Source organism: Brevundimonas sp. UBA7507 (assembly GCF_002478355.1).
GTDB lineage: Bacteria > Pseudomonadota > Alphaproteobacteria > Caulobacterales > Caulobacteraceae > Brevundimonas > Brevundimonas diminuta_D.
The window spans coordinates 999-21,473 of record NZ_DLNP01000011.1; the positions used below are offsets into that span (position 1 = coordinate 999).

Below are 20,475 nucleotides of genomic sequence, written 5' to 3' on the forward strand. Positions count from 1 at the left end.
GCGCCGCCTGCGCCGCCCGCGCCCACGGTAATGTTCAGCCCCGCTGACAGATTCACGGCAGGCCAACACGCCCACATCACGCCACCGGCGCCGCCGCCGCCGCCGCCATGCCGAGCCGTGCCAGAGGCTCCCGCCAGACCGGCCCCGCCCCCGCCGCCTGCGCCGACGCAGACCGCCTCAACCCAGCGCGCCCACGACGGCGGCGTCCAGCTTCCAGAGGTCGTCAATACCGTCGTCTCGCGCCGCGTCGCGCCCTGGCTGAACCAGGCGCGACCGGTGTGCCGGTCAACCCTCAGCGCCTCATGCCAGGCCCCGCCGTCGGGACTGACCTTCAGCCGCAGGTCGTCGTCGCCGACCAGACCCAGCTCGGCCCGCCCGCCCCAGCCGCTCTGGAACAGCAGGGACAGGACGTCGCCCGCCGCCTGTTTGTTGAAGGTGAAGCGCAGATCGCCGTCGCCGCCGCTCTCGCTCTCCAGCGCGGTCCACAGCGCCTTGTTGGCCCGCACGGCGACGACGTTCGTCGCGTCCGCCGTGGCGTTCACGCCCAGGCGGGTGATCTGCTGGATCTCCTGCGGCAGGCCGAAGGACAGGGGCGTCCAGACGCCTTCGCGGCGGACCAGCATCTCCTCGCTATCCAGCACCACGGCCAGCAGGCCGTCCGGCGCCGGAACCGGCAGCCAGCCGCTCCGCTCATGTCGCAGCAGACTGCCCGCCGGGAAGGCCGCCCACTCATCGCCCGTCGCTTCTTCCGGCAGGATGTAGAGCGCCCCCTCGGCCGGATCGACGGGCTGATCGCTGACCGTGCGGCTGACCACGGCGGTTTGGATCAGGGCGTCCAGACGGGTCAGGGCCTCGTTCAGGGTCACGTGTTTCTGCAGCTGTCCCGCCGCCAGATAAGGCAGGCCCAGCCGCGCGCTGGCGTCGTCGTTCATGGCGGTCTCCAAAGGTTGAGACCGCAGTCTGCTCAGGCGACGAGCACCGGCGCGTCGATCCGCTCCAACCTGCGCCAAAGCCGGGAATTTTCAGGGATTGGCGGCGTCGAACGCGCTATCGACACGCGCCGCGCCAGCGCATTCGGCCGCATGAGGCCACGCTCGACAGGCCCGGCGCCGGCGCGCTAACCGACGCTTCCGCCCATTTTCACCAAAGGTCGCAGCATGACCCTGACCCAGGCCCTGATGCGGCTGGCCGCCCTGGCCCTGCTGGCGCCCTCCGGCCTTGTCGCCGTCTCGGCCCTCAGCCGCATCGGCCACCGCCTGCCTGACCTGCTGACCCAGTTCACCGCGCCCGCCCTGGTCGCGACCGTCGTGCTGTGCGGCCTCTTCCTGCTGCTTCGTCTGTGGGACATGGCGGCGCTGGGCGCGGGCGTGGCGGGACTGCTGCTTCTGGCCGTCTGGCCACAATGGGCGCCTGAAAGGGGTCGCGCGGCAGGGACAGAAACCCTGACCATCTATTCCGCCAATCTGTGGGCCCGAAATCAGGATGTGGCGGCCATCGCCCGCTCCATCGAACAGGCCGACGCCGATGTGGTCATGCTGATCGAGCTGGGCGACGCCCCGGCCGCGCAACTGGACACGATCCTGCGCGCCTATCCGCACCGGGTCAGCACTCCGCGCAAGGACCGGCCCAGCGGCGCCGCTCGTTCGGTGATCGCCTCGCGCCTGCCGCTCCATCGGGTGCGCGACGCCGACGGTCAGGGCCTGGCCGCCCTGGTCGCCCAGGCCGAGACGTCGCTGGGGCCGGTCAGCCTGATCGCCGTCCACATGACGCGGCCCTGGCCCTTCCAGCACCCCTACGGCCAGATCAGTCAGGCGCAGCGGCTGGCCGGACTGCGCGCCGGGCTGGAGGGTCCGGTCGTCGTGGCGGGCGACTTCAACAGCGTCTCCAGCGGCCGCATCGGCCGTCAGATCAAGAGCGAAACCGGCCTGATCCCCGCCCCCGCGCGGCCCGGCACCTGGCCCTCGGCCCTGCCCGCCTTCCTCGGCATCACCATCGACCACGTCTGGCGCTCGCCCGATCTGGCGCTGGTCGGGCGACGACTGGGCCAGAAGACGGGCTCAGACCACCGCCCGGTGATCGTGCGCCTCAGCCGGGCCGAACCATAAGGGCCTTCAGCCGCGCCTCGTGTCCGTGGTCGGGGAAGTCGTCGGCGATCCAGCCGTCTTCAAAGGCCTTGAGCAGCCGCCCCGTCTCCGGCCCCGGCTGCAAGCCCAGCCGCGCCAGATCCTTGCCTCCGACCGGCAGCTTCGGCGGCGTCCAAGCCGCCGCCAGCGCCAGCAGACGCTGCGCCACCCCGGCGTCCGCGCCCGACGCCCAGGCGCGATAAAGCCGATCCTCCACCGCCTGACGCCCGGCGTGCCAGATAGCGGCGCGCGTCTCGGCCTCGCTCATCGCCGGGTCGATCCGTTCCGCGACGGCCTCGCCCAGCCGGTCCCGCTGGGCGTTCGACAGCCGAAGCTTCAGCGCCGCCGCGCGCACGGCCTCCGCTTCATCCGGCAACAGCGCCGACAGGCGCAGCACCGGGTCCGCGCTGATCCCGACCATCGCCTCGAACAGCGTCAGACTTTCCGGCTGCGGCGCCACCCGCCCCAGCACGCCCGCCTGATCCATCAAACGCACCGCCGCGCGCGGATCAGGCGCGGCCAGCAATTTGAGCAGCTCTTTCGACACCCGCTCGGCCGACAGCTGCTCCACGCCCTCGGCCAAGGCCGCGCAGGCTTCCACCGCCGCGGCATCCGGCGCGCCGCGCCCATACCAGGCGAAGAAACGATAGAAGCGCAGGATGCGCAGGTAGTCCTCGCGGATGCGCTGTTCCGGCTCGCCGACAAAGACGATCCGTCCGGCCAGGGCGTCCTCATACCCCGCGCCGGTCGGGTCGAGGATCAACCCGTCCGCATCGGCATAGAGGGCGTTCAGGCGGAAATCCCGCCGCGCCGCATCCTCGGCCCAGTCGTCGGTGAATGCGACCGTGGCGCGCCGCCCGTCGGTCGACACATCCCGGCGCAGGGTGGTGATCTCGAACGGCTGGCGTTCCGATATCGCCGTCACCGTGCCGTGCTCCATGCCGGTCGGCACGCTCTTCAGGCCCGCCGCCCTCAGCGCCTTCACCACCGCCTCGGGCGTCAGGACAGTGGCGATATCCACGTCGTCAATAGGCGCGCCCAGCACGGCGTTGCGCACGCAGCCGCCGACGAAGCGGGCGCAATCCGCCCCGCCCGCCGCCGCCAGTGCCGCCATCACCGCCTGTGTCGCGCTGGCCGTCAGCCAGTCCTGGCTCTCAAGGACACGGCTCATTCGACGCTCTCGGTCGCATCGGCCTCGGCGGCCTGCTGCGGCGCAGCTTCTTCGCCGTACAGCCGGTTGAACAGCCCCTTCAGAATGCCCGCCGTCGCGCCCCAGATGTAGCGCTCGCGATAGGGCATGGCCCAGAACCAGCGGCGCGGCCCGTTCTCCTGATCATAATAGTCGCGTCGATGGTTCACCGGGTCCATCAGGAAGTCCCATGGCGCCTCGAACACCTCGGCCACCTCGGCGGGCGACGGGGTGACGACCGGCGGCGCCGTCAGCCAGCCCACCACCGGCGTCACCAAAAAACCGGTGCCCGTCTCATAGGGATCGCCCAGCCCCAGAGGTTGGACCACGGCGGGGTCCAGCGCGATCTCCTCCCACGCCTCGCGCAGAGCGGCGTCCAGCGCCGTCTCGCCAGGATCCAGCCGCCCGCCCGCAAAGGCGATCTGCCCCGTATGGCTGGCCAGACTGTCGGACCGGCGGGTCAAAAGGACGCTGGGACCATCCTCACGCCCGATGATGGGAATCAGCACCGCCGCGGGTCTCAACTTGGCCTTCGGGCGGCTGTAGTCGGGGTTCAGGTCATAGTCGGACCGCACCGCCACACGCTCCGGCGACCATGCGGACACAGGATCCAGCCGCTGTTGCAGGCGCGCCTTCAAGCTGTTGCACGTCAAAGCCCCGCCCCTTCCGGCCCCAGCGGAAACGTCACCCCGCCTGACCGCACGGCCAGACGTCCGTCCGCCTCCTGCGCCCGTTCGACCAGCTCATAGAAGACCGGCCGCGCAATCCGCGCCCACAGGTCGCCCCGCACATGGACGCGCGGCGCAGGCTCGCCGGTCGCCGGGTCGGTCTCGACGACGATGGCGTGGTCGGGCCCGGCGACAGCTTCATCGCCCTGATCCGTGGTGAAGACCAGGGCGTCGTCCTCCGCACGCACCGCCACGGCGCGGAACGGCAGATCCTCGACCGTGATCTTCAGCTTCTCGACCGGCGTGACCAGATGATAGCCGTCCGGGTCTTTCCTCAGCACCGTCGAGAACAGCCTCACCAGCTCCGCCCGCCCGATGGGCGAGCCTTCATGCATCCACACGCCGTCGGCGCGGATCAGGATGTCGATCTCGCCGCAATGTTCGGGATGCCACAGATGCACGGGCGGCAGACCTCGGCCCGGCGCTTGTCGCGCAGCCTCGGCCACGCCTGTCAGACCCGAGGATGTCGGTGGGTTCGTCATATCCGAACTATGGGATGCGTCGCCTCGCAAAGGAAGGCTGCGCCCGGCTCAAGCGTCGGGTCGAACCGCTCCGAACGGCGCCGCTGCGGTGAAGGGCAGCCACATCACCCGCCGCTGATCCACCGGCCCCGGCAGCACGGCGTCCGGCGCAGGCACGAACCCGAAACGCGAGAAATAGGGCGGATCGCCGACCAGCAGGACGCCGTCCAGCCCCAGCGCCTTCGCCTCTGCGATACAGGCCCGCACCAGTTCGCCGCCCAGTCCGGTGCTGCGGCTGGCCCTGTCCACGGCGATGGGGCCCAGAAAGACCGACCGCGCCTCGCCTGTCAGGATCGACCACAGCCGCACCGACCCGATCAGACGCTCACCTTCATACAGACAGAACCCAGCCGCCAGCGGCGACCGCTCGCGCAGACGCTCGGCCGTCTTGGCGAAGCGACCGGGGCCGAAGGCGGCGATGACCAGGGCGTCGACCGCGGCGGCGTCCTCGGGCGTTTCACGCACGATTCCGCCTACGAAATGCGGGTCGTTTTCAGGGGCGGAGGCAGGCGCGGCGTTCATGCGCGGCCCGTAGTCCCCCTCGCCCCTCGAATCAATCGCGATTTCGCGACATCAGCCCAGTTTGGAGAAGTCCGGCGCCCGTTTCTGGCTGAAGGCCATGAAAGCCTCCATCGCCTCGGGGCTGCGCATCTGCGCGCCGAAGGCCTGGGCTTCCAGCTGCATCACGGCCCACAGCGCCTCGGCGTCGCGCATCAGGGCCTTGGTCTTGCGGATGGAGTTGGGCGCGCGCGCCGCCAGCTTGGCCGCCAGATCCGCCGCCGTCGCCTCGACCTGATCGGCCGGAACCGCGCGGTTGGCCAGACCCCAGGCCAGGGCCGTCCTGCCGTCGATCGCCTCGCCCAGGGCGAACAGTTCAAACGCCCGCTGATGGCCGAGAACGCGCGGCAGCAGCAGCGACGACGCCGCCTCCGGCGCCAGCGCCAGATTGACGAAGGGCACGGACAGCAGGGCGTCCTCGGCCACCACCACCATGTCGCAGTGCAGCAGCAGCGTCAGCCCGATGCCCACCGCCCGGCCGCGCACCGCCGCGACGGCGGGCTTATCCAGGTCCGCCAGCGCCTTCAGAAAGCGAAACACCCCCATCTCGACCAGGTCGCCGGGCGTCTGGCCCAGGGCGATGAAGTCGGCGATGTCGTTGCCCGCCGAGAAAGAATCCCCTTCGCTGCGGAACAGGATGACGCGCACGGCGTCGTCGGCCTTCGCCTGCTCCGTCGCGTCGGCCAGGGCCGCATACATGGCCTGGGTGATCGCGTTCTTCTTGTCCGCGCGGTCGAAGACGACCGTCAGGACGCCGCCTTCCAGATGGGTCCGGATATGTTCGCTCATTGGCCTGTCTCCAAAAGGCTCCACCAGTCCACGCCGCCTTCCTCCCGCGCGCGGCGGGCCCGTCCCTGGCGTTCAAGATAGTTGAGGTGCGCCAGCGCCTCGCCGGTCGCCATTCCCAGCACCGCGTCGCCGACCGGGCGGGCGAACAGGGCGCCGAACACGTCCACGGCGCGGCACGGCGTGCGCAGCGTCTTCTCCAACCGTTTCAGCGCCACCTCATGCCCGCGCATCAGCGCCTCCAGCCGCAAGGTCACGCCGTAGAACGGCTCCCCATGCGACGGCAGCACCAGCAGATCGCCCGGCAGCCGCTCCTTCAGCGCCGCCAGCGACCGCAGCCAGTCGCCCAGCGGATCGGCCTGCGGCTCCGTCGGCCAGATCGAGATGTTGGAGGAAATGCGCGGCAGTATCTGATCGCCCGCGATGAAGACGCCGTCCTTCTCGCGCCACAGACAGACGTGTTCGGGGCTGTGCCCCTCGCCGACCATCACGCGCCAATCATCGCCGCCGACGCTCAGGACATCGCCGTCCTGCACCCGACGATAGTCGCGCGGAAAATCCTGAACCATGCGGCCGAAGCCGCCGTAGCCGTCGCGCCAGCGCGCCAGCTGTTCATCCGACCAGCCCGCCGCACGATAGAAGGCCTCGGCCCCCGCCGGCGGTCCCAGAGTCTCGTCGCCGATCAGCATCCGCGCCGTCACATACTCCGTCCGTGACATCAGGAGCGGCGCGTCGAACCGTTCGCACAACCAACCCGCCAAGCCGATGTGATCCGGGTGCATGTGGGTGCAGATGACGCGCGTGACCGACCGCCCGCCCAGCACGCCCGCCAGCGCCTTGGCCCAGCCTTCGCGCGATACATCCGTCGCCAGTCCGGCGTCGACGACGGCCCAGCCCTCGCCGTCTTCGATGGCGTAGAGGTTGATGTGGTTCAGCGCCATCGGCAGCGGCAGCCGCAACCACAGCACGCCGGGCGCAACCGCTATGGCTTCGCCCGTGAGGGGTTCCGCCGGGAACGGGTAGGTCAGGCCGCGCTCCGAGCGAGAGCGAGACAAGGTGTCTCCGTCCGCCAAGGTCCGTCTCCAATCAAAACTGTCATGCAGGTTAAGCGGATCACGATGCGATCGTCCAGCGCCAAGGACGCACTTGCGCTTGACCGCAACGAAAGACGCCGCCAAGGCTTCATCTTCCCAAAGATGAGGCCAGGAGCAGTTTTGTGACCTTCACCCCCCGCAGCCGCAAGGTCGGCGTGGCCGCCGCCCTGGCGCTCATGACCCTCACGCCTTCTCTCGCTCACGCACAAACCTTTACCCAGACCACACCCGGCGAAGCCGCGCCGCTTGGCCCTGGCGGCAACGAGCAGGATCCTCTGAATGACCAGCGCGCCGGCGAACGCTCGCCAACGGGCCGCCTGGCGCGTCGTCAACGTCAGCCCCGCGCCCCTCAGCCGCCCAGCGCCGAGGAAATTCAGGCCGCCGCCCAAGGCGTGCTGACCGCCACCAACACCAACTGTCAGATCACCGAATCTGTCCTGCTGGGCCAGTCAGCGAACAAGGAGGCGCTGTATGAAGTCGCCTGCGCGTCCGGTCCCGGCTACCTGCTGCTAACCTCGACGCCGCCCCAGGCCACAGACTGCATGGTGCTGGCTTATTCGGCCGAACAGGCCCGCGCGCGTGATCCGGAAGCCGATGTCGGCTCGCAGTGCAGCCTGCCCGCCAACAACAACACCATGGCCGTCATCACCGCCTTCGCCAAGGAGGCGGGCCTCGCCTGCACCGTCGACGAAGGCTCGATCATCGGAGCCAAGCCTGGCGGCGCCGTCGTCTATGAAGTCGGCTGCGCCGGCGTCGAAGGCGCCCAGATCAACAAGGCCGCCTCGGGTTGGGAAGTCGCGTCCTGCATGGAGTTGGTCTCGGCCAACGCCTCGTGCCGCTTCACCACGCCGGCCGAGCAGGTCGCCACGCTGAAGGGCTGGCTGGCTGGTTCCGAAGCCGCCGCCTGCGACATCAGCCAGGCCCGCTACATGGGCAAGAACGCCAACGGCTCCTTCTATGAAGCCGCCTGCAACGGCGCCGACGGCGTCATCGTCCGCTTCGACACGGCCAAGGCCGTGCAGCAGGTCTACCCCTGCGCCACCGCCCAGCAGATCGGCGGCGGCTGCAAGCTGACGACCACGGCTCCGGCCGCCGCGCCGAACAGCTGATCCTCAGTTCAGGCTGAAAATCAGACGCCGCCGGAGCGATCCGGCGGCGTCTTTGTTTTGCGCCGCCCTCTTCCCGAACGCAGCGGCTCACCTTAGCCTTGCGTCCCATGCGCATCGCCACCTGGAACGTGAACTCGGTCAACGCCCGCCTGCCCACGGTGCTGGAGTGGATTCAGGCCGCCAACCCCGACGTCGCCTGCTTCCAGGAGATCAAGTGCGTGGACGAGAAGTTCCCGCGCGAGGCCTTCGAAGACCTGGGCTACAACGTCGAGACGCACGGCCAGAAGAGCTACAACGGCGTCGCCCTGCTGTCGAAATACCCGCTGTCGGACGTGCGGCGCGGCCTGCCCGGCGACGACGGCGACGAACAGGCCCGCTATCTGGAGGCCCTGATCGAGGCCCCCCGCCCGATCCGCGTCGCCTCCATCTACCTGCCCAACGGCAATCCGCTCGGCACGGAAAAGTTCGCCTATAAGCTGGCCTGGTTCCAACGGCTTCAGAACCACGCACGCGAACTGCTGGCTCTGGAAGAGCCGCTGGCCCTGTGCGGCGACTACAACGTCATCCCCGAGGCCGAGGACGCCAAGAACCCCGCCGCCTGGGCCGAAGACGCCCTGTTCCAGCCGGAAAGCCGCGAGGCCTTCCGCGCGCTGAAATGGCTGGGCCTGGCCGATTCCCACGAACTGGGCCGTGAGCCCGCCGGAACCTTCACCTTCTGGGACTATCAGGCTGGCGCCTGGCAGAGGAACCACGGCATCCGCATAGACTTCGCCCTGCTGTCGCCTCACGCCGCCGATCGCTTCCGCGCCATCGAAACGCACCGCGAGGCCCGCGACATGGACAAGCCCAGCGATCACGTTCCCGTCGTGGTCGATCTGGACCTGGAGGCCTGATCCATGGGCGAGACGTTCAGGGCCATTCTGCTGATCGCCCTGATCGCCGCCTTCCTGACCACCGGCGTCCTGCTGTTTTCCTGGTGGATGGAGTCCGAGCGGCGACTGCGGCGGGCGATGAAGAAGGCGCTGGGCGCCCCGGCCGACACCCTGGCCCTGTCCGCCCATGAAGGCCGCGCCGCCGGACTGGACCTTGAAGGCGGCCAGTTGGCGGTCCTGTGGAATCGCGGCGCGATGGGCCTCGTCTACGCCTTCGAGGAAGTGCTGGGGGCCGAGATCATCGTCGACGGCCACGTCGTCGCCCGCGTCCTGCGCGGCCAGCACCGCAAGGAGATCGACCTCGACGCGCCCGACGCCGAACTGGTCGTGCTGCGCTTGATCTTCAGCGATCCGCACAACGCCGAGTTCGAGCTGGCCCTGTGGAACGGATCGCGCACCGCCCCCGCCTCCGAGGCCGAGACCGCCACCGGAACCCGCTCTCCGGGGGAGGGCCTGCGACTGGGGCGCCGCTGGTTGTCGCACGTCGAAGCCTTGATGCAACGCTGATCGCCCTTCACGGCTTGAGTCAGGGCGGCTAGAAGCCCCCGTTCCTGTTCTTCGCTTCTTTCTTCAGGAGCCCCCGTGGCCCGCCTTTTCGACGCCTACATCATCGCCAACTGGACCGCCGCCGAGGGCAAGAAGCTGGGCGAGCAGACCCTGTGGGTCGGCGTCGCCAAGCGCGACGTGCGCTTCCGCCTGTACGCCGAGACGCACAACGTCGCCACGCGCGCCGAGGGCGAGAAGCTGATCGCCGACCTGCTGACCGAGCACCGCAAGCGCGGCGACCGCGTGCTGGTGGGCTTCGACTTCGATTTCGGCTTCCCGGCCGGAACCGCCGCGCGGCTGAAGCTGGACGGCCGTCCGTGGGACGCCATGGGCAAATTCCTGGCCGCCAACATCGTCGACAAGGCCGATAATTCGAACAACCGCTATCAGGTCGCGGCCAAGATGAACCGCCTGATGACGGACGAACCCTGGCCGTTCTGGGGCGCGCCCGCCAGCCAGGCTCAGCGCTGGCTGACCACGACCAAGCCCCCGGAAGGCGCCGGCGCCGACATCCCCGAGTTCCGCGCCACCGAACTGGCCGCGCGCAAGGACAAGCTGCCGCCCAAGAGCGTCTGGCAGATGCACGGCGCGGGCGCCATCGGCGGCCTGACGCTGGTCGGCGTGCCCATGCTGCGCCGCCTGCTGGATGCGCTGGGCGCCTCGGCCGCCGTCTGGCCCTTCGGCACCGGCTGGCGCGAACTGACTGAGGCCGACATCGAGCCGCTGTCGGCCGTCATCGTCGAAGTCTGGCCCCTGATGTTCGAGGCCAAGCGCGGCGTCAGCGCCGAAGGCGTTAAAGAATACAAGACCCAGGCCCAGGTCCGCGCCGCCGCCGAAGCCTTCGCCCGCATGGACGACGCGGGGGATCTGCAGAAGGCGTTCGCACCGCCTGCAAGTGCTGACGACGCGCTGATCGCCCAGGTTGAGGGCGAAGAAGGCTGGATTCTGGGAGTCTGATCTTTTCCTTCCCCCCTTGAGGGAGAAGATGGGCGCCGGAGGCGCTCGAATGAGGGGTGTCAGCGCATCGGTCGTGAAAGCCGTGCTGACGCCCGATCATCGAATTTCGAGAAGACGGATTCGACACCCCTCATCCGTCAGGCTCCGCCTGGCAGCTTCTCCCTCAAGGGGGGAAGGAAGAGGTCAGCCGATCAGCACCCGCGCCGCCGCCCGCGCTTCATCGGTGATCTCGGCGCCGGACAGCATCCGCGCGATCTCTTCCTGACGCGGGCCTTCCTCCAGAACGTCGATGGAGGTCCGCGTATGGCCCTCCACGTCCGCCTTGCGGACCTTCCAGTGAGCGTGGCCGCGCGCTGCGACCTGCGGGCTGTGGGTCACGACCAGCACCTGCGCCCCGCGCGACAGGCGTTGCAGGCGCCCGCCGACGGCCTCGGCCACGGCGCCGCCGACGCCCTGATCCACCTCGTCGAAGATCATGACCGGCTGGCGCTGGTCCTCGCGGCTGGCCAGCGCCGCCTTCATCGCCAGCGCGAAACGCGCCAGCTCCCCGCCCGACGCCACCGTGTCCAGTGGCCCGAAGGCGGTTCCAGCGTTGGTCGCCACCTCGAACCGCACCGTCTCGACGCCCAGCGGACCGCGACGCCCTTCGACCGGCTCCAGCGTCACGCGGAAGCGGGCGCGCTCCAGCTTCAACGGGCCAAGTTCGTCCATGACGGCGGCGACCAGCCGGTCCCCCGCCGCCTCGCGCGCCGAGGTCAGCAGCATGGCCGCCACGTCATAGGCTTCCATCGCCACGGCGACGTCGCGGCGGGCCTTGGTCAGCGCCTCTTCGCCGTCCTCGATCAGGCGCAGCTGTTCGCGCAGACGCAGTCGTAGCCCCGGCAACGCGTCAACCGTCGTGTTCAGCTTACGGGCGGCGGCGCGCAGGGCGAACAGCCGCTCCTCCGCCTTGTCCAGGCGGCCCGGCTCGAAATCGAAGGCGTCCGCCGCGGCGTCGACACAGGCCACCGCTTCGGTCGCCTCGACCAGGGCGCGGTCCACCGCCTCGGCGGCCAGAGCCAGTTTGACGATGATGGGGTTATCGCCCTCTGCGCCCGCCTGCACCGCCCGCTGGCGCGCATGCTCCACCGCGCGCAGGGCCGAGGCCAGGCGCTGGCTCAGCTTGTCGCCGCCCAGCAGATTGCGCGCATCGGCCAGATCGGCCACCGCCTTCTCCGCCGCGCCCAGGATGGCGCGTTCGCCCGCCAGTTCCGTCTCTTCGTCCGGCTTGGGATCCAGAGCGTCTAGATCGGCCAGATTCTGCGCGATTTCCTCGGCCTTGGCCGCCGCTTCGGCGGCCGAGGCTTCCAGATCATCCAGATGGGCCTGCGCCGCCTTCAGACGCTCGGCCGCCCCCGCTACGCCCGCCAATTGCGGATGCAGCCCGCCGTAGTTGTCCAGCAGCGCCCGGTGCGTCTTCCAGTCCAGCAGGCCGACGGTTTCATGCTGGCCGTGCACCTCGACCAGCAGGGCGCCGATCTCGCGCAGGGCCGTCACCCCGGCGGGCTGATCGTTGACATAGGCGCGGCTGCGGCCGTCGGCCGACACGACGCGACGCAGGATCAGCTCTTCGCCCGGCGCGACCTCGAAGCCGCGTTCGGACAACAGGGCGATCAGCGCCTCATCATCAGGCGCGGTGAAGACGGCCGTGGCCGAGGCCTGCTTGGCGCCGTTCCGCACCAGTCCGGCGTCGGAACGCGCGCCCAGCGCCAGACCCAGCGCGTCGAGGATGATGGACTTGCCCGCCCCCGTCTCGCCGGTCAGCACGGTCAGACCGTCCTCGACCTCCAGGTCAAGGGCGTCGACGAGGACGACGTCGCGGATCGAGAGGGTGGTTAGCATGGGCGATCTGATTCGATGTTTCGCCGCATCCTAGCCGGAAACAGAACAGGAACGCAGCGCCTTAATCACGCCGCGTCACTGCCCTGCGACCGGATCAGGCGCCGCCGGGGATCAGGCGTTGCAGCCAGGATTCGCGCTTGCCTTCAGGCTGAACCGTCGGGTTCTCGCCGCGCTCGCGCAGCAGGGCGAAGGCCTCGGCGTACCAGGGGCTGCCCGGATAGTTGTGGCCCAGGACGGCGGCGTTGCGGGTCGCCTCCTCCGTCAGACCCAGGCTCAGATTGACCTCAACCAGACGATAAAGGGCCTCAGGCGTGTGCGAGGTGCGCTGGAAGTCGGGGTTGTTGATGACGGCCTTGTAGCGGTTCAACGCGCCCAGCGGCTGGTTGGCGCGCTGGTAATAACGGCCGACGGTCATTTCTTTGCCGGCCAGCTGGTCGTTGACCATGTCGATCTTGACCCGCGCATCGGTGGCGTAGGACGAACCGGGATAGCGACGCACCACATCTCGCAGACCCGCCAGGGCGGCCTCGGCGTAGCCCTGGTCCCGGCCCACGTCGACGATCTGCTCGAAGTTGCAGACAGCCTTCATGTAGAAGGCGTAGCTGGCCGACGGATTGCCGGGGAACAAGGCGATGAAGCGGTCAGCCGCCGCGATCGCGTCCTGATAGTTGTTGTTCTGATAATAGGCGTAGACCTGCATCAGGATCGCCCGACGCGCCCATTCCGAATAGGGGTGCTGACGCTCCACCTCCTGGAAGTAGTCGACGGCGTCCATCCAGCGCTTGGATTGCAGGCGCTGATAGCCAGTGTTGTAGAGGGCTTCGACCGGACGCTCCTCATAGGCCAGCTTCTGGCGCGGTTTGTTGCCGGCGCAGGCGGAAAGCGACAGGGCCGCGACGGCGACCGTCAACAGGGTCAGGCCGGTACGAGACTTCGAAGCGAGCAAGGGCGACCTCATCAAGATGCCTTCGGGACGCGGACACGCGACACGCGCCCTCGTTAGCAGGATGCGTCCTCTATAACAGCGCCCGCGCCCAAGCCAATCGGCTGAAATCGAAGATCCGACCGGAACACGGCTGGACGCCGCACCGTTCGCCGCCTAGAGAGCGCGTCCAGAAACGCATCCGCGACTATTGGCGGAGCGATGACGGCGAAAGGATGACCGGTCAATGAAGCTGCTCGCAGGCAATTCGAACCGGAGCTTGGCCCAGGCCATCGCTGCCCACCTGGACATGCCGCTGACCAAGGCCCAGGTGAAGCGTTTCGCGGACAATGAGGTGTTCGCCGTCGTCGAGGAGAACGTGCGCGGCGAGGATGTCTTCATCATCCAGTCGACCTCGTATCCGGCCAACGACAATCTGATGGAGCTGCTGATCATGACCGACGCGCTGGTGCGCGCCTCGGCCAAGCGGATCACGGCCGTCATGCCCTACTTCGGCTACGCCCGTCAGGACCGTAAGACCGGCGGCCGTACGCCGATCTCGGCCAAGCTGGTCGCCAATCTGATCACCCGCGCCGGCGCCGACCGCGTCCTGACCATGGACCTGCACGCCGGTCAGATTCAGGGCTTCTTCGACATCCCGACCGATAATCTGGTGGCGACGCCCGTCCTGGCCCAGGACATCAAGGACAACTATCCGAAGGGCGACGACCTGATGATCGTCTCGCCGGACGTCGGCGGCGTGGTGCGCGCCCGCTCGCTGGCCAGCCGCCTGAATGCGGACCTCGCCATCGTCGACAAGCGCCGTCCCAAGGCGGGCGAGAGCGAAGTCATGAACATCATCGGCGACGTCGAAGGCCGCCGCTGCATCCTGTTCGACGACATCGTCGATTCGGGCGGCACCCTGGTGAACGCCGCCAAGGCGCTGATCGATCGCGGCGCAACCGAGGTCTCGGCCTACATCAGCCACGGCGTCCTGTCGGGGCCGGCGGTCGACCGCGTCGCCAACGGCCCGCTGAAGGAGCTGGTGATCACCGACTCCATCGAACAACCTGACGAAGTTTTGAACTGCTCGAAGATCCGTCGCGTACCCGTGGCTCCGCTGATGGGCGAGGCGATTCGGCGCATCGCCAACGAAGAGTCGGTCTCAAAGCTGTTCGATTAAGGTTCGGCTAACCATTCCCTCCGCGATATAAGGGCTTGTAGTTCGGTAGGCGCCTCGCGCCTCCGACGCCCGTCCAAGTGCGTATCGCTTAAAAGCAAGGGAAGATCGCCGATGCCCCAGGCCTTCTTGCGTCGCGGCCTCTCCGTCGCCGCTGTCGCCGCCGCCGCCGTCCTGGCCAGCTGTTCGACGCCTGAGCCGGAAGCGCCGCCCCCTGCGCCGCCCCCGCCGCCGCCCCCTGCCCTGGCGCTGAACCAGAGCGTGGCCGAGGCCGCCTCGGTCTATGTCGCCTTCGTGCGCGAAGTCGGGTCGATCCAGGCCGGCTTCCCTGACGCCGAATCCATCCAGGCCGCCGTCCGCAAGGGCGCCGCCGTCGAGGCCGGCCAGCTGTCGCGCGGCATGATCGCCTACGGCGCCATCCTGGCTCTGCAGTCGCCTGAATACGTCGCCGGCGTGCGCCAGTTCGCCTCCGACCCGGCCCAGCGTCAGCAGATGGTGTCGCGAATCGTCGCCGACCCGGCCTACGCCGCCACCCTGCCCGGCGCGGAAGCCGCCGCCGGCCTGATCGCCAGCACCATGGGCCAGGACGCGGCGACCATGACCGCCATCGCCGAGGCGGTGGAGACGGACGCCTACACCATCCAGGGACGCAGCGACCCGCGCCGCCGCTGGGCCACCCAGCCCGTCGCCGACCGCAACGGCCGCCTGGAAGGCGCCAAATCCCTGTCGGCCGTGCCGCGTCTGCCCTCGGCCGAGGACAGCGCCCGTCTTTTCGCCGCCGCCCACAGCGGCTCTGGCCTGAACCTGACCGCCGCCCAGCGCGGCGCGCCCTTCACGCCCGCCATCGTCAACTCCCTGGCCATCGCGGCCCTGGCGGCTCTGGGCGCGGCGGGCGAGGACGCCAAGGCGAACACCGACGCCCTGACGACCGAATCGAACAATGAGTTCTGCCTCAACATGTCGAAGTTGATGCTGTTCCAGTGCCTTGCGGCGGCCAAGCCGAACTATGAGGACATCTTCTGCGCCGGCCGTCACGTCGTTCGCGACCTGGCCCAGTGCACCTCGCAGTATACGGGGCCGATGCCGACCATCACCGTCGCCGTGCCGCCTGCAGGCGCGCCCACGCCAATGGCCCAGGCGCAGAACCAGTCTTCACCGACCGCATCTCCGCACGGCTGAGGCTGATTATCGCTGTGGGCTGAGCCGGGGCGGTTGCGTCCTCCCCGTGTTCCGTGTAATAGCCCGCGCTCTTGAATTCGAAGGGTTCATGACCCCGCCGCGCGGGACACGGTTCTGCGCAGGCGTTTACTTGTATTGAAGGCGAGCCCGATGGCTGAGATCATTCTGAACGTTGATGTCCGCGAGAACGTGGGCACCGGCGGCGCCCGCGCCGCGCGCCGCGAAGGCGCCGTCCCCGGCGTGCTGTACGGCGGCGACAAGGCCCCGGTGGCCATCTCCGTGAACGAGCGTGAGTTCCGCAAGTCGCTGTACACCGGCAAGCTGATCGGTCACCTGGTGACCCTGAAGTACGGCAAGGAAACCCAGCCGGTCATCGCCAAGGACATCCAGTTCGATCCGGTCACCGACCGTCCGCTGCACTTCGACCTGATGCGCGTCGGCGCCAAGGAAGAGATCAAGATCGAAATCCCGGTCGCCTTCGTCAACGCCGACGAAGCCCCCTACACCCGTCAGGGCGGCATGCTGGAAGTGGTTCGCCACACGGTCGAGATCATGGTCCGCGCCGACCGTATCCCGGCTGAACTGGTCGTCGACCTGAAGGGCCGCGAGATCGGCGAGAACATCCGCATCTCGGACATCCAATTGCCGGAAGGCGCTGCGCCGACCATCACCGACCGCGACTTCATGATCGCTGCGATCAAGAACTCGGCCGCCGCTCAGTCGGACGCCGGCGACACCACCGCCGAAGGCGAAGCCGAAGAAGCCTGATCGGCTTTCTGCCTCTGAAAGATACAGCCCCGCCCGGTTCGCCTGGCGGGGCTTTTCTTTGCCCCAAGCACGAGGCATGAGGATCGCATGATCATCATCGCCGGCCTGGGCAATCCCGGCCCCAAATACGAAAAGAACCGTCACAACATCGGCTTCATGGCCGTGGACGAAATCGCCGACCGCTGGCGCTTCGGCCCGTCACGCGCCAAGTTCCAGTCGATCGTCGCCGACGGCGAGGTCGAGGGGACCAAGGTTCTGCTGATGAAGCCCCAGACCTATATGAACGAGAGCGGCCGCGCCGTGGGCGAGGCGGCGCGCTTCTACAAGGTGAAGCCCGAACACATCATCGTCTTCCACGACGAGATCGATCTGGCACCCGGCCGCTTCCGCATGAAGAAGGGCGGCGGCGCAGCAGGCCAGAACGGGATCCGCAGCCTGATCAGCCACCTGGGCGCCGACTTCCGCCGCGCCCGCATGGGCATCGGCCACCCCGGCGAGCCCCAGTTGGTTCACGCCCACGTCCTGGGCGACTTCCACAAGGCGGATAAGCCCTGGCTGGACGCCCTGCTGCAGGCTTGCGCCGACGCCCTGCCCTTCGCCGTGGCGGGGGACGACGAACGCTATCAGGGCGAAGTGATGCGTCTGGCCCCAGCGCCGAAGTTCAGCCCCCGGCAGGCGGCGAAGGGGGAGTAACGCAACGCCTCTCCCTCCCCTTCATGGGGAGGGTGGTCGCGCAGCGACCGGGTGGGGAGGGGCTGGTGATCCGCCGTCAGCGCCCGGCTAGCCTTGCCCCCACCCGACTTCGGCCTAACGGCCTCAGCCACCCTCCCCATGAAGGGGAGGGAGAATCACAGCCTTAATCCGTCGTCGTCCAAGCGGCCTTCAGCGTCACTGCGCCGTTGGCGGGCACGTTCAGCGTCCAGACCGGATAGCCGGTGTCGTCCACCCGACTGCGCACCGACTGGCTGCGGATACGGAAACCGCGCTGCATAGCGGCCGAGGCGACCAGCTCGACCGTCACCGGCTCGGAGCGCGCATTGGTGACGGTGGTTTCGACCTCGGTGCGTTCGGTCGTGACGGCGCCGCGCGTCGAACTGCCGGACTTCACCAGCCGCGTCTGCACCCGCACGTCCGGCGATTCGCCGAAGGCCAACCGCACCGGCAGCCCCACGCCCTTGTCCTCGAACCGGTCCTGACCAGCCAGCAACACGCCGCCCGCGCCGTCCGGCTGCATCACCGCCACCGAGCCGCCCGGCAGAGCCACGCCCAGTCCGGCGCGCTCTTCATTGCGCAGTTTCATGACGATGGCTGTGGGTTGCGATTCGTCGTCCGGGTTCAGCACTCCGCCACGATAGACCCGCTCATAGGCCACACCCTCGCGCTCCAGAAAGCGCACCTGCTTGGTCTGCCGCGCCGCGACCGTCGTGGGCTCAGGCAGGGTGTAGATCTTGTAGTCGCCCAGTTCGCCCTGCCGAGCGACACGGTTGCCCGTGACGACGATGTCATCCATCGCCTCCTTGGCCATCATCCTCATAGCGGGCGCGGGCGGGGGCGGAGGCGGCGGGGGCACCATAACCGGAGGACCATGATATTCGGCGAACTGCCCTGAACCGAACGTCGTCGTCCCTTGCGGCCAGCACTGATTCTGCTGATAGCGGACCAACGGCTCGACCGGCGTGGTGCCTGCGTCCTTCCTCAGCGTGCCCGCCACCACCTGAACCGGGGCGTCGGGGAATCCCGTGCCGCCGAAGTTGGCCAGCGTCACCCAGCCGGTCAGGTCCAGCGTCCCATCCGTCGGGTTAAGCCGCGCGACATAGTCGGCCGACCATTGCAGCCCCGTGGTCAGATAGGCCAGCGTCACCGTGTGCCGTCCCGCCCGCTCTGCCCGCGTGCGCACCGACAGGGTCGGCTGGTCGCCCAGCCCCTCGGGGATGCGGTCAAACACGACCCGCTCGGTCTGGCCCGAGCAGTCCAGCGCCTCGAACCGGCCGTCGATCTCCAACACAGTGCCTTGAGCGCCCGCACGGATGACCGCGGCCTTCTCGACCTGTTCGCCGGTCGCCGGATTGGTGCGGACGACGCGCACCACCTCGCCGACGGATTTCTCCATCAGGCTGGCGGGCGACAGCAGGTCGAAGTCGGCGTTGCGCTCGACCACATGGGCGGGCAGGCCCTCCAGCACCGCGCTCTGCGGCACGACGCCCGTAGCCAGCCCCCGAAAACGGATGATCCCCTCGCCCGCCGGAAGATCGACCGTGCGCGTCTCCACGATCAGGGCCAGCCCCTGGCGATCCAGCCGGCTCCACGGCTGGCGGGACTGTTCCATCAGGGCGACCGTATCGACCGGCTGGTCGCGATAGATCACCACCGTCGCCCCGTCAGGACGCGCGGACACGCTTTCCGTCTGCGCCCAGGCCGTGGGCGCCAAAAGGCTCAGCGCAGTGGTGATCGCCAGAAGGCGGCGCATGACGTCAACCGCCCGTGGTGATGGTCGCGGTCAGCTTGGTCTCGCCGTTGGCGGGCACGGGCACGCGCCAGACGACGGTGCGGGCGTCGCGCATCTCGCCCGTGATGCTCTGGTCCGCCAGTTCGGTGTCGCGGCCCAGACCGCGCTGGCGCACCTCGACCGTCACCGGCTCGGGCCGAGCGTTGCGGACGGTGTATTCCATCGCATAACGGGTGCGGAAATAGTCGACCAGGCGCTTCGAAACCCGCTCGGACGACACCAATCGCGGTTGCACCGTCACGTCAAAGGCGTCGCCCGTCGTCACCACGATCTCGGACCCGGCGGGCGAGTGGTCGACCTGACTTTCGCCAATGAAGCGCGGCTCGCCCGCCTCATCCTTCACATAGACGCGGATCACGCCCGCCGGCAGGGCGCGCGCCGCGTCGCCCGACCCATTGGCGAAGATGACCCCGACCTCGGCCGCGATCGGCTCTTCGGCGCTGTAGAAGCCGTCGACCACCCGCAGATAGCGCTTGGTCGCGGGCACGCCCGCCGCATCGATCAGGCCGACCTGCTTGGTCTGGTTGTTGGCGACCGTGACGGCCTCGGGCAGCGGATAGACATAGACGTCGGCCAGCGCCCCCTCGCCGCCCGACTGGGTTCCATTGCCGCGCGTATTGGACACACGGACCGGCGGACGCGGATTATAGCCCCCCTGATTGATCAGATTGACGTCGCCCGCCACCACCCGCGTCTGAGCGTTGCTGAAGGTCGCGCCTGAGTTGTTGGTCAGCGTCACCCAGCCGGTCAGGTCCAGCTTGCCCGCCTTCTCGTCGAAACGGGCGACATAGTCCGCCTTCCACGTCAGGCCGCTGGTCAGATAGGACAGAGTCGTCTCACGGCGACCAGCCCCCTCTGCGTCCAGGGTGACGCTGAGCGTCGGGCGCGGGCGCAGGTTCTGCGGCACCCGGTCGAAGATGACGCGCGTTGGCACGCCGTCGTCGCGCAGCACCTCGATGCGGTCGCCGATCTGCAGCACCACGCCCTGATTCGCCGCCAGCACGCGCGCGCGCTCGGTCGACTGGGCGCCCGATCCGGGGTTGGTGCGAACAATGCCGATCTCATTGCCGACAGCGCTTTCCATCAGCTTGCCCGGCGTCAGCAGGTCATAGTCGAAGTTCTGCTCGACCACCGACAGGCCGCGCCCGGACAGGCCCACCGTCTCGGGCCGGATGCTGGCGGAAACGCCCGGAAACTCCTGACGCGAGCGCCCGGCGGGCACGTTCAGGTTCCGCACGTCCTCCACCAGGGCGATGTTCTGGTTGTAGACCGTCAGGGAGACGCGATCGGGACCGCCCGGCCCCTCCTCCACCTGTTGCGCGGCCGCAGGCGCGGCGAATAGCAGGGCGAGAGCGAAGGGTCCGATGGCGCGGATCATGCGTGTCCTCGATGACTGTCCAAGCGTCACGCTGCACTGCGAAGGCGGTCTTGTCGAGGCCGCGCGCGACGCCGCGTCGCCCCTCGCCGGTCTAGCTTCCCCGTCTGGGAAGGTTTAA

The 20,475-nt window shown here is 68.7% G+C and carries 20 protein-coding genes; 9 read left to right on the plus strand and 11 right to left on the minus strand.

The genetic code is table 11. The features are described from left to right. Window positions 1-932: DUF2793 domain-containing protein (locus B3D50_RS05855; RefSeq protein ID WP_286950063.1), on the minus strand; the 932-nt coding region annotated here is incomplete at its 3' end. A gap of 225 nt (window positions 933-1,157) precedes the next feature. Here B3D50_RS05855 and B3D50_RS05860 point away from each other — a divergent pair. Next, window positions 1,158-2,105 (plus strand): endonuclease/exonuclease/phosphatase family protein, encoded by a 948-nt coding sequence (locus tag B3D50_RS05860; RefSeq protein ID WP_286950064.1) that lies wholly within the window; start codon window positions 1,158-1,160, stop codon window positions 2,103-2,105. Here B3D50_RS05860 and B3D50_RS05865 read toward each other — a convergent pair. From B3D50_RS05865 to B3D50_RS05890, 6 genes are read right to left on the minus strand one after another with little or no spacing between them, the layout of a single operon-like run. After that, entirely contained in the window at window positions 2,086-3,294 is a 1,209-nt protein-coding gene (locus B3D50_RS05865) for a CCA tRNA nucleotidyltransferase (RefSeq protein WP_286950065.1), read from the minus strand. The genes B3D50_RS05860 and B3D50_RS05865 overlap by 20 nt on opposite strands. Beyond that, complete coding sequence (locus B3D50_RS05870) at window positions 3,291-3,965, minus strand: NUDIX hydrolase (protein ID WP_286950066.1); 675 nt, start codon at window positions 3,963-3,965, stop codon at window positions 3,291-3,293. Before B3D50_RS05870 ends, B3D50_RS05865 begins: the two co-directional genes overlap by 4 nt. Next, the gene (locus tag B3D50_RS05875) at window positions 3,962-4,522 is read right to left on the minus strand and encodes a DUF1285 domain-containing protein (RefSeq protein ID WP_286950067.1); all 561 of its coding nucleotides are present in this window, start codon (window positions 4,520-4,522) and stop codon (window positions 3,962-3,964) included. The genes B3D50_RS05870 and B3D50_RS05875 overlap by 4 nt, the downstream gene beginning before the upstream one ends. 48 nt (window positions 4,523-4,570) lie before the next feature. Beyond that, on the minus strand, window positions 4,571-5,083 hold the full coding sequence (locus B3D50_RS05880; RefSeq protein WP_286950069.1) for a GNAT family N-acetyltransferase: 513 nt from the start codon (window positions 5,081-5,083) through the stop codon (window positions 4,571-4,573). A 51-nt stretch (window positions 5,084-5,134) separates the two neighbouring features. Further along, on the minus strand, window positions 5,135-5,908 hold the full coding sequence (locus tag B3D50_RS05885) for an enoyl-CoA hydratase (RefSeq protein ID WP_128116179.1): 774 nt from the start codon (window positions 5,906-5,908) through the stop codon (window positions 5,135-5,137). Beyond that, window positions 5,905-6,960: an MBL fold metallo-hydrolase gene (locus B3D50_RS05890; RefSeq protein WP_286950071.1), complete on the minus strand. Its 1,056-nt coding sequence runs from the start codon at window positions 6,958-6,960 to the stop codon at window positions 5,905-5,907. The genes B3D50_RS05885 and B3D50_RS05890 overlap by 4 nt, the downstream gene beginning before the upstream one ends. 161 nt (window positions 6,961-7,121) lie before the next feature. On the opposite strand from B3D50_RS05890, the gene B3D50_RS05895 reads away from it, so the two are divergent. From B3D50_RS05895 to B3D50_RS05910, 4 genes are all read left to right on the plus strand, one after another. Continuing rightward, window positions 7,122-8,108: a hypothetical protein gene (locus B3D50_RS05895; protein WP_286950072.1), complete on the plus strand. Its 987-nt coding sequence runs from the start codon at window positions 7,122-7,124 to the stop codon at window positions 8,106-8,108. A gap of 107 nt (window positions 8,109-8,215) precedes the next feature. Then, on the plus strand, window positions 8,216-9,001 hold the full coding sequence (locus B3D50_RS05900; protein WP_269299853.1) for an exodeoxyribonuclease III: 786 nt from the start codon (window positions 8,216-8,218) through the stop codon (window positions 8,999-9,001). 3 nt (window positions 9,002-9,004) lie between these two features. Next, window positions 9,005-9,547, plus strand: a complete 543-nt coding sequence (locus B3D50_RS05905) for a hypothetical protein (protein WP_286950074.1) — start codon at window positions 9,005-9,007, stop codon at window positions 9,545-9,547. 75 nt (window positions 9,548-9,622) lie between these two features. Next, a complete protein-coding gene (locus B3D50_RS05910) occupies window positions 9,623-10,543 on the plus strand; it encodes a cobalamin biosynthesis protein CbiG (protein ID WP_286950075.1) in 921 nt (306 codons plus the stop codon). A gap of 183 nt (window positions 10,544-10,726) precedes the next feature. On the opposite strand, the gene recN is transcribed toward B3D50_RS05910, so the two are convergent. Together recN and B3D50_RS05920 are read right to left on the minus strand one after the other, a co-directional pair. Further along, a complete protein-coding gene (gene recN, locus B3D50_RS05915) occupies window positions 10,727-12,424 on the minus strand; it encodes a DNA repair protein RecN (protein ID WP_286950077.1) in 1,698 nt (565 codons plus the stop codon). A 94-nt stretch (window positions 12,425-12,518) separates the two neighbouring features. After that, window positions 12,519-13,382 carry an outer membrane protein assembly factor BamD gene (locus B3D50_RS05920; protein ID WP_003165550.1) on the minus strand — a complete coding sequence of 288 codons (864 nt, stop codon included), beginning with the start codon at window positions 13,380-13,382 and terminating at the stop codon, window positions 12,519-12,521. Window positions 13,383-13,593: 211 nt separating this feature from the next. Here B3D50_RS05920 and B3D50_RS05925 point away from each other — a divergent pair, with 211 nt between their 5' ends. The 4 genes from B3D50_RS05925 (at window position 13,594) to pth (ending at window position 17,166) form a co-directional block, all read left to right on the plus strand. After that, entirely contained in the window at window positions 13,594-14,529 is a 936-nt protein-coding gene (locus B3D50_RS05925; RefSeq protein WP_003165551.1) for a ribose-phosphate pyrophosphokinase, read from the plus strand. Between the two features lie 111 nt (window positions 14,530-14,640). Further along, window positions 14,641-15,705: a hypothetical protein gene (locus tag B3D50_RS05930; RefSeq protein ID WP_269299798.1), complete on the plus strand. Its 1,065-nt coding sequence runs from the start codon at window positions 14,641-14,643 to the stop codon at window positions 15,703-15,705. A 150-nt stretch (window positions 15,706-15,855) separates the two neighbouring features. Next, window positions 15,856-16,473: a 50S ribosomal protein L25/general stress protein Ctc gene (locus B3D50_RS05935; protein WP_269299796.1), complete on the plus strand. Its 618-nt coding sequence runs from the start codon at window positions 15,856-15,858 to the stop codon at window positions 16,471-16,473. A gap of 87 nt (window positions 16,474-16,560) precedes the next feature. Continuing rightward, a complete protein-coding gene (gene pth / locus B3D50_RS05940; RefSeq protein WP_269299794.1) occupies window positions 16,561-17,166 on the plus strand; it encodes an aminoacyl-tRNA hydrolase in 606 nt (201 codons plus the stop codon). Window positions 17,167-17,329: 163 nt separating this feature from the next. Here pth and B3D50_RS05945 read toward each other — a convergent pair whose 3' ends face one another. Continuing rightward, complete coding sequence (locus B3D50_RS05945; RefSeq protein WP_286950083.1) at window positions 17,330-18,940, minus strand: DUF4139 domain-containing protein; 1,611 nt, start codon at window positions 18,938-18,940, stop codon at window positions 17,330-17,332. A gap of 4 nt (window positions 18,941-18,944) precedes the next feature. Next, window positions 18,945-20,357: a DUF4139 domain-containing protein gene (locus B3D50_RS05950; protein ID WP_286950084.1), complete on the minus strand. Its 1,413-nt coding sequence runs from the start codon at window positions 20,355-20,357 to the stop codon at window positions 18,945-18,947. Window positions 20,358-20,475 lie beyond the last annotated feature (118 nt).

Coding starts and splice junctions, on each gene's coding strand:
- B3D50_RS05860 (WP_286950064.1), top strand. CDS start 1,158: ATGACCCTGACCCAGGCCCTGATGCGGCTGGCCGCCCTGGCCCTGCTG.
- B3D50_RS05865 (WP_286950065.1), bottom strand. CDS start 3,294: ATGAGCCGTGTCCTTGAGAGCCAGGACTGGCTGACGGCCAGCGCGACA.
- B3D50_RS05875 (WP_286950067.1), bottom strand. CDS start 4,522: ATGACGAACCCACCGACATCCTCGGGTCTGACAGGCGTGGCCGAGGCT.
- B3D50_RS05880 (WP_286950069.1), bottom strand. CDS start 5,083: ATGAACGCCGCGCCTGCCTCCGCCCCTGAAAACGACCCGCATTTCGTA.
- B3D50_RS05885 (WP_128116179.1), bottom strand. CDS start 5,908: ATGAGCGAACATATCCGGACCCATCTGGAAGGCGGCGTCCTGACGGTC.
- B3D50_RS05900 (WP_269299853.1), top strand. CDS start 8,216: ATGCGCATCGCCACCTGGAACGTGAACTCGGTCAACGCCCGCCTGCCC.
- B3D50_RS05905 (WP_286950074.1), top strand. CDS start 9,005: ATGGGCGAGACGTTCAGGGCCATTCTGCTGATCGCCCTGATCGCCGCC.
- recN (WP_286950077.1), bottom strand. CDS start 12,424: ATGCTAACCACCCTCTCGATCCGCGACGTCGTCCTCGTCGACGCCCTT.
- B3D50_RS05920 (WP_003165550.1), bottom strand. CDS start 13,382: ATGAGGTCGCCCTTGCTCGCTTCGAAGTCTCGTACCGGCCTGACCCTG.
- B3D50_RS05925 (WP_003165551.1), top strand. CDS start 13,594: ATGAAGCTGCTCGCAGGCAATTCGAACCGGAGCTTGGCCCAGGCCATC.
- B3D50_RS05930 (WP_269299798.1), top strand. CDS start 14,641: ATGCCCCAGGCCTTCTTGCGTCGCGGCCTCTCCGTCGCCGCTGTCGCC.
- B3D50_RS05935 (WP_269299796.1), top strand. CDS start 15,856: ATGGCTGAGATCATTCTGAACGTTGATGTCCGCGAGAACGTGGGCACC.
- pth (WP_269299794.1), top strand. CDS start 16,561: ATGATCATCATCGCCGGCCTGGGCAATCCCGGCCCCAAATACGAAAAG.
- B3D50_RS05945 (WP_286950083.1), bottom strand. CDS start 18,940: ATGCGCCGCCTTCTGGCGATCACCACTGCGCTGAGCCTTTTGGCGCCC.
- B3D50_RS05950 (WP_286950084.1), bottom strand. CDS start 20,357: ATGATCCGCGCCATCGGACCCTTCGCTCTCGCCCTGCTATTCGCCGCG.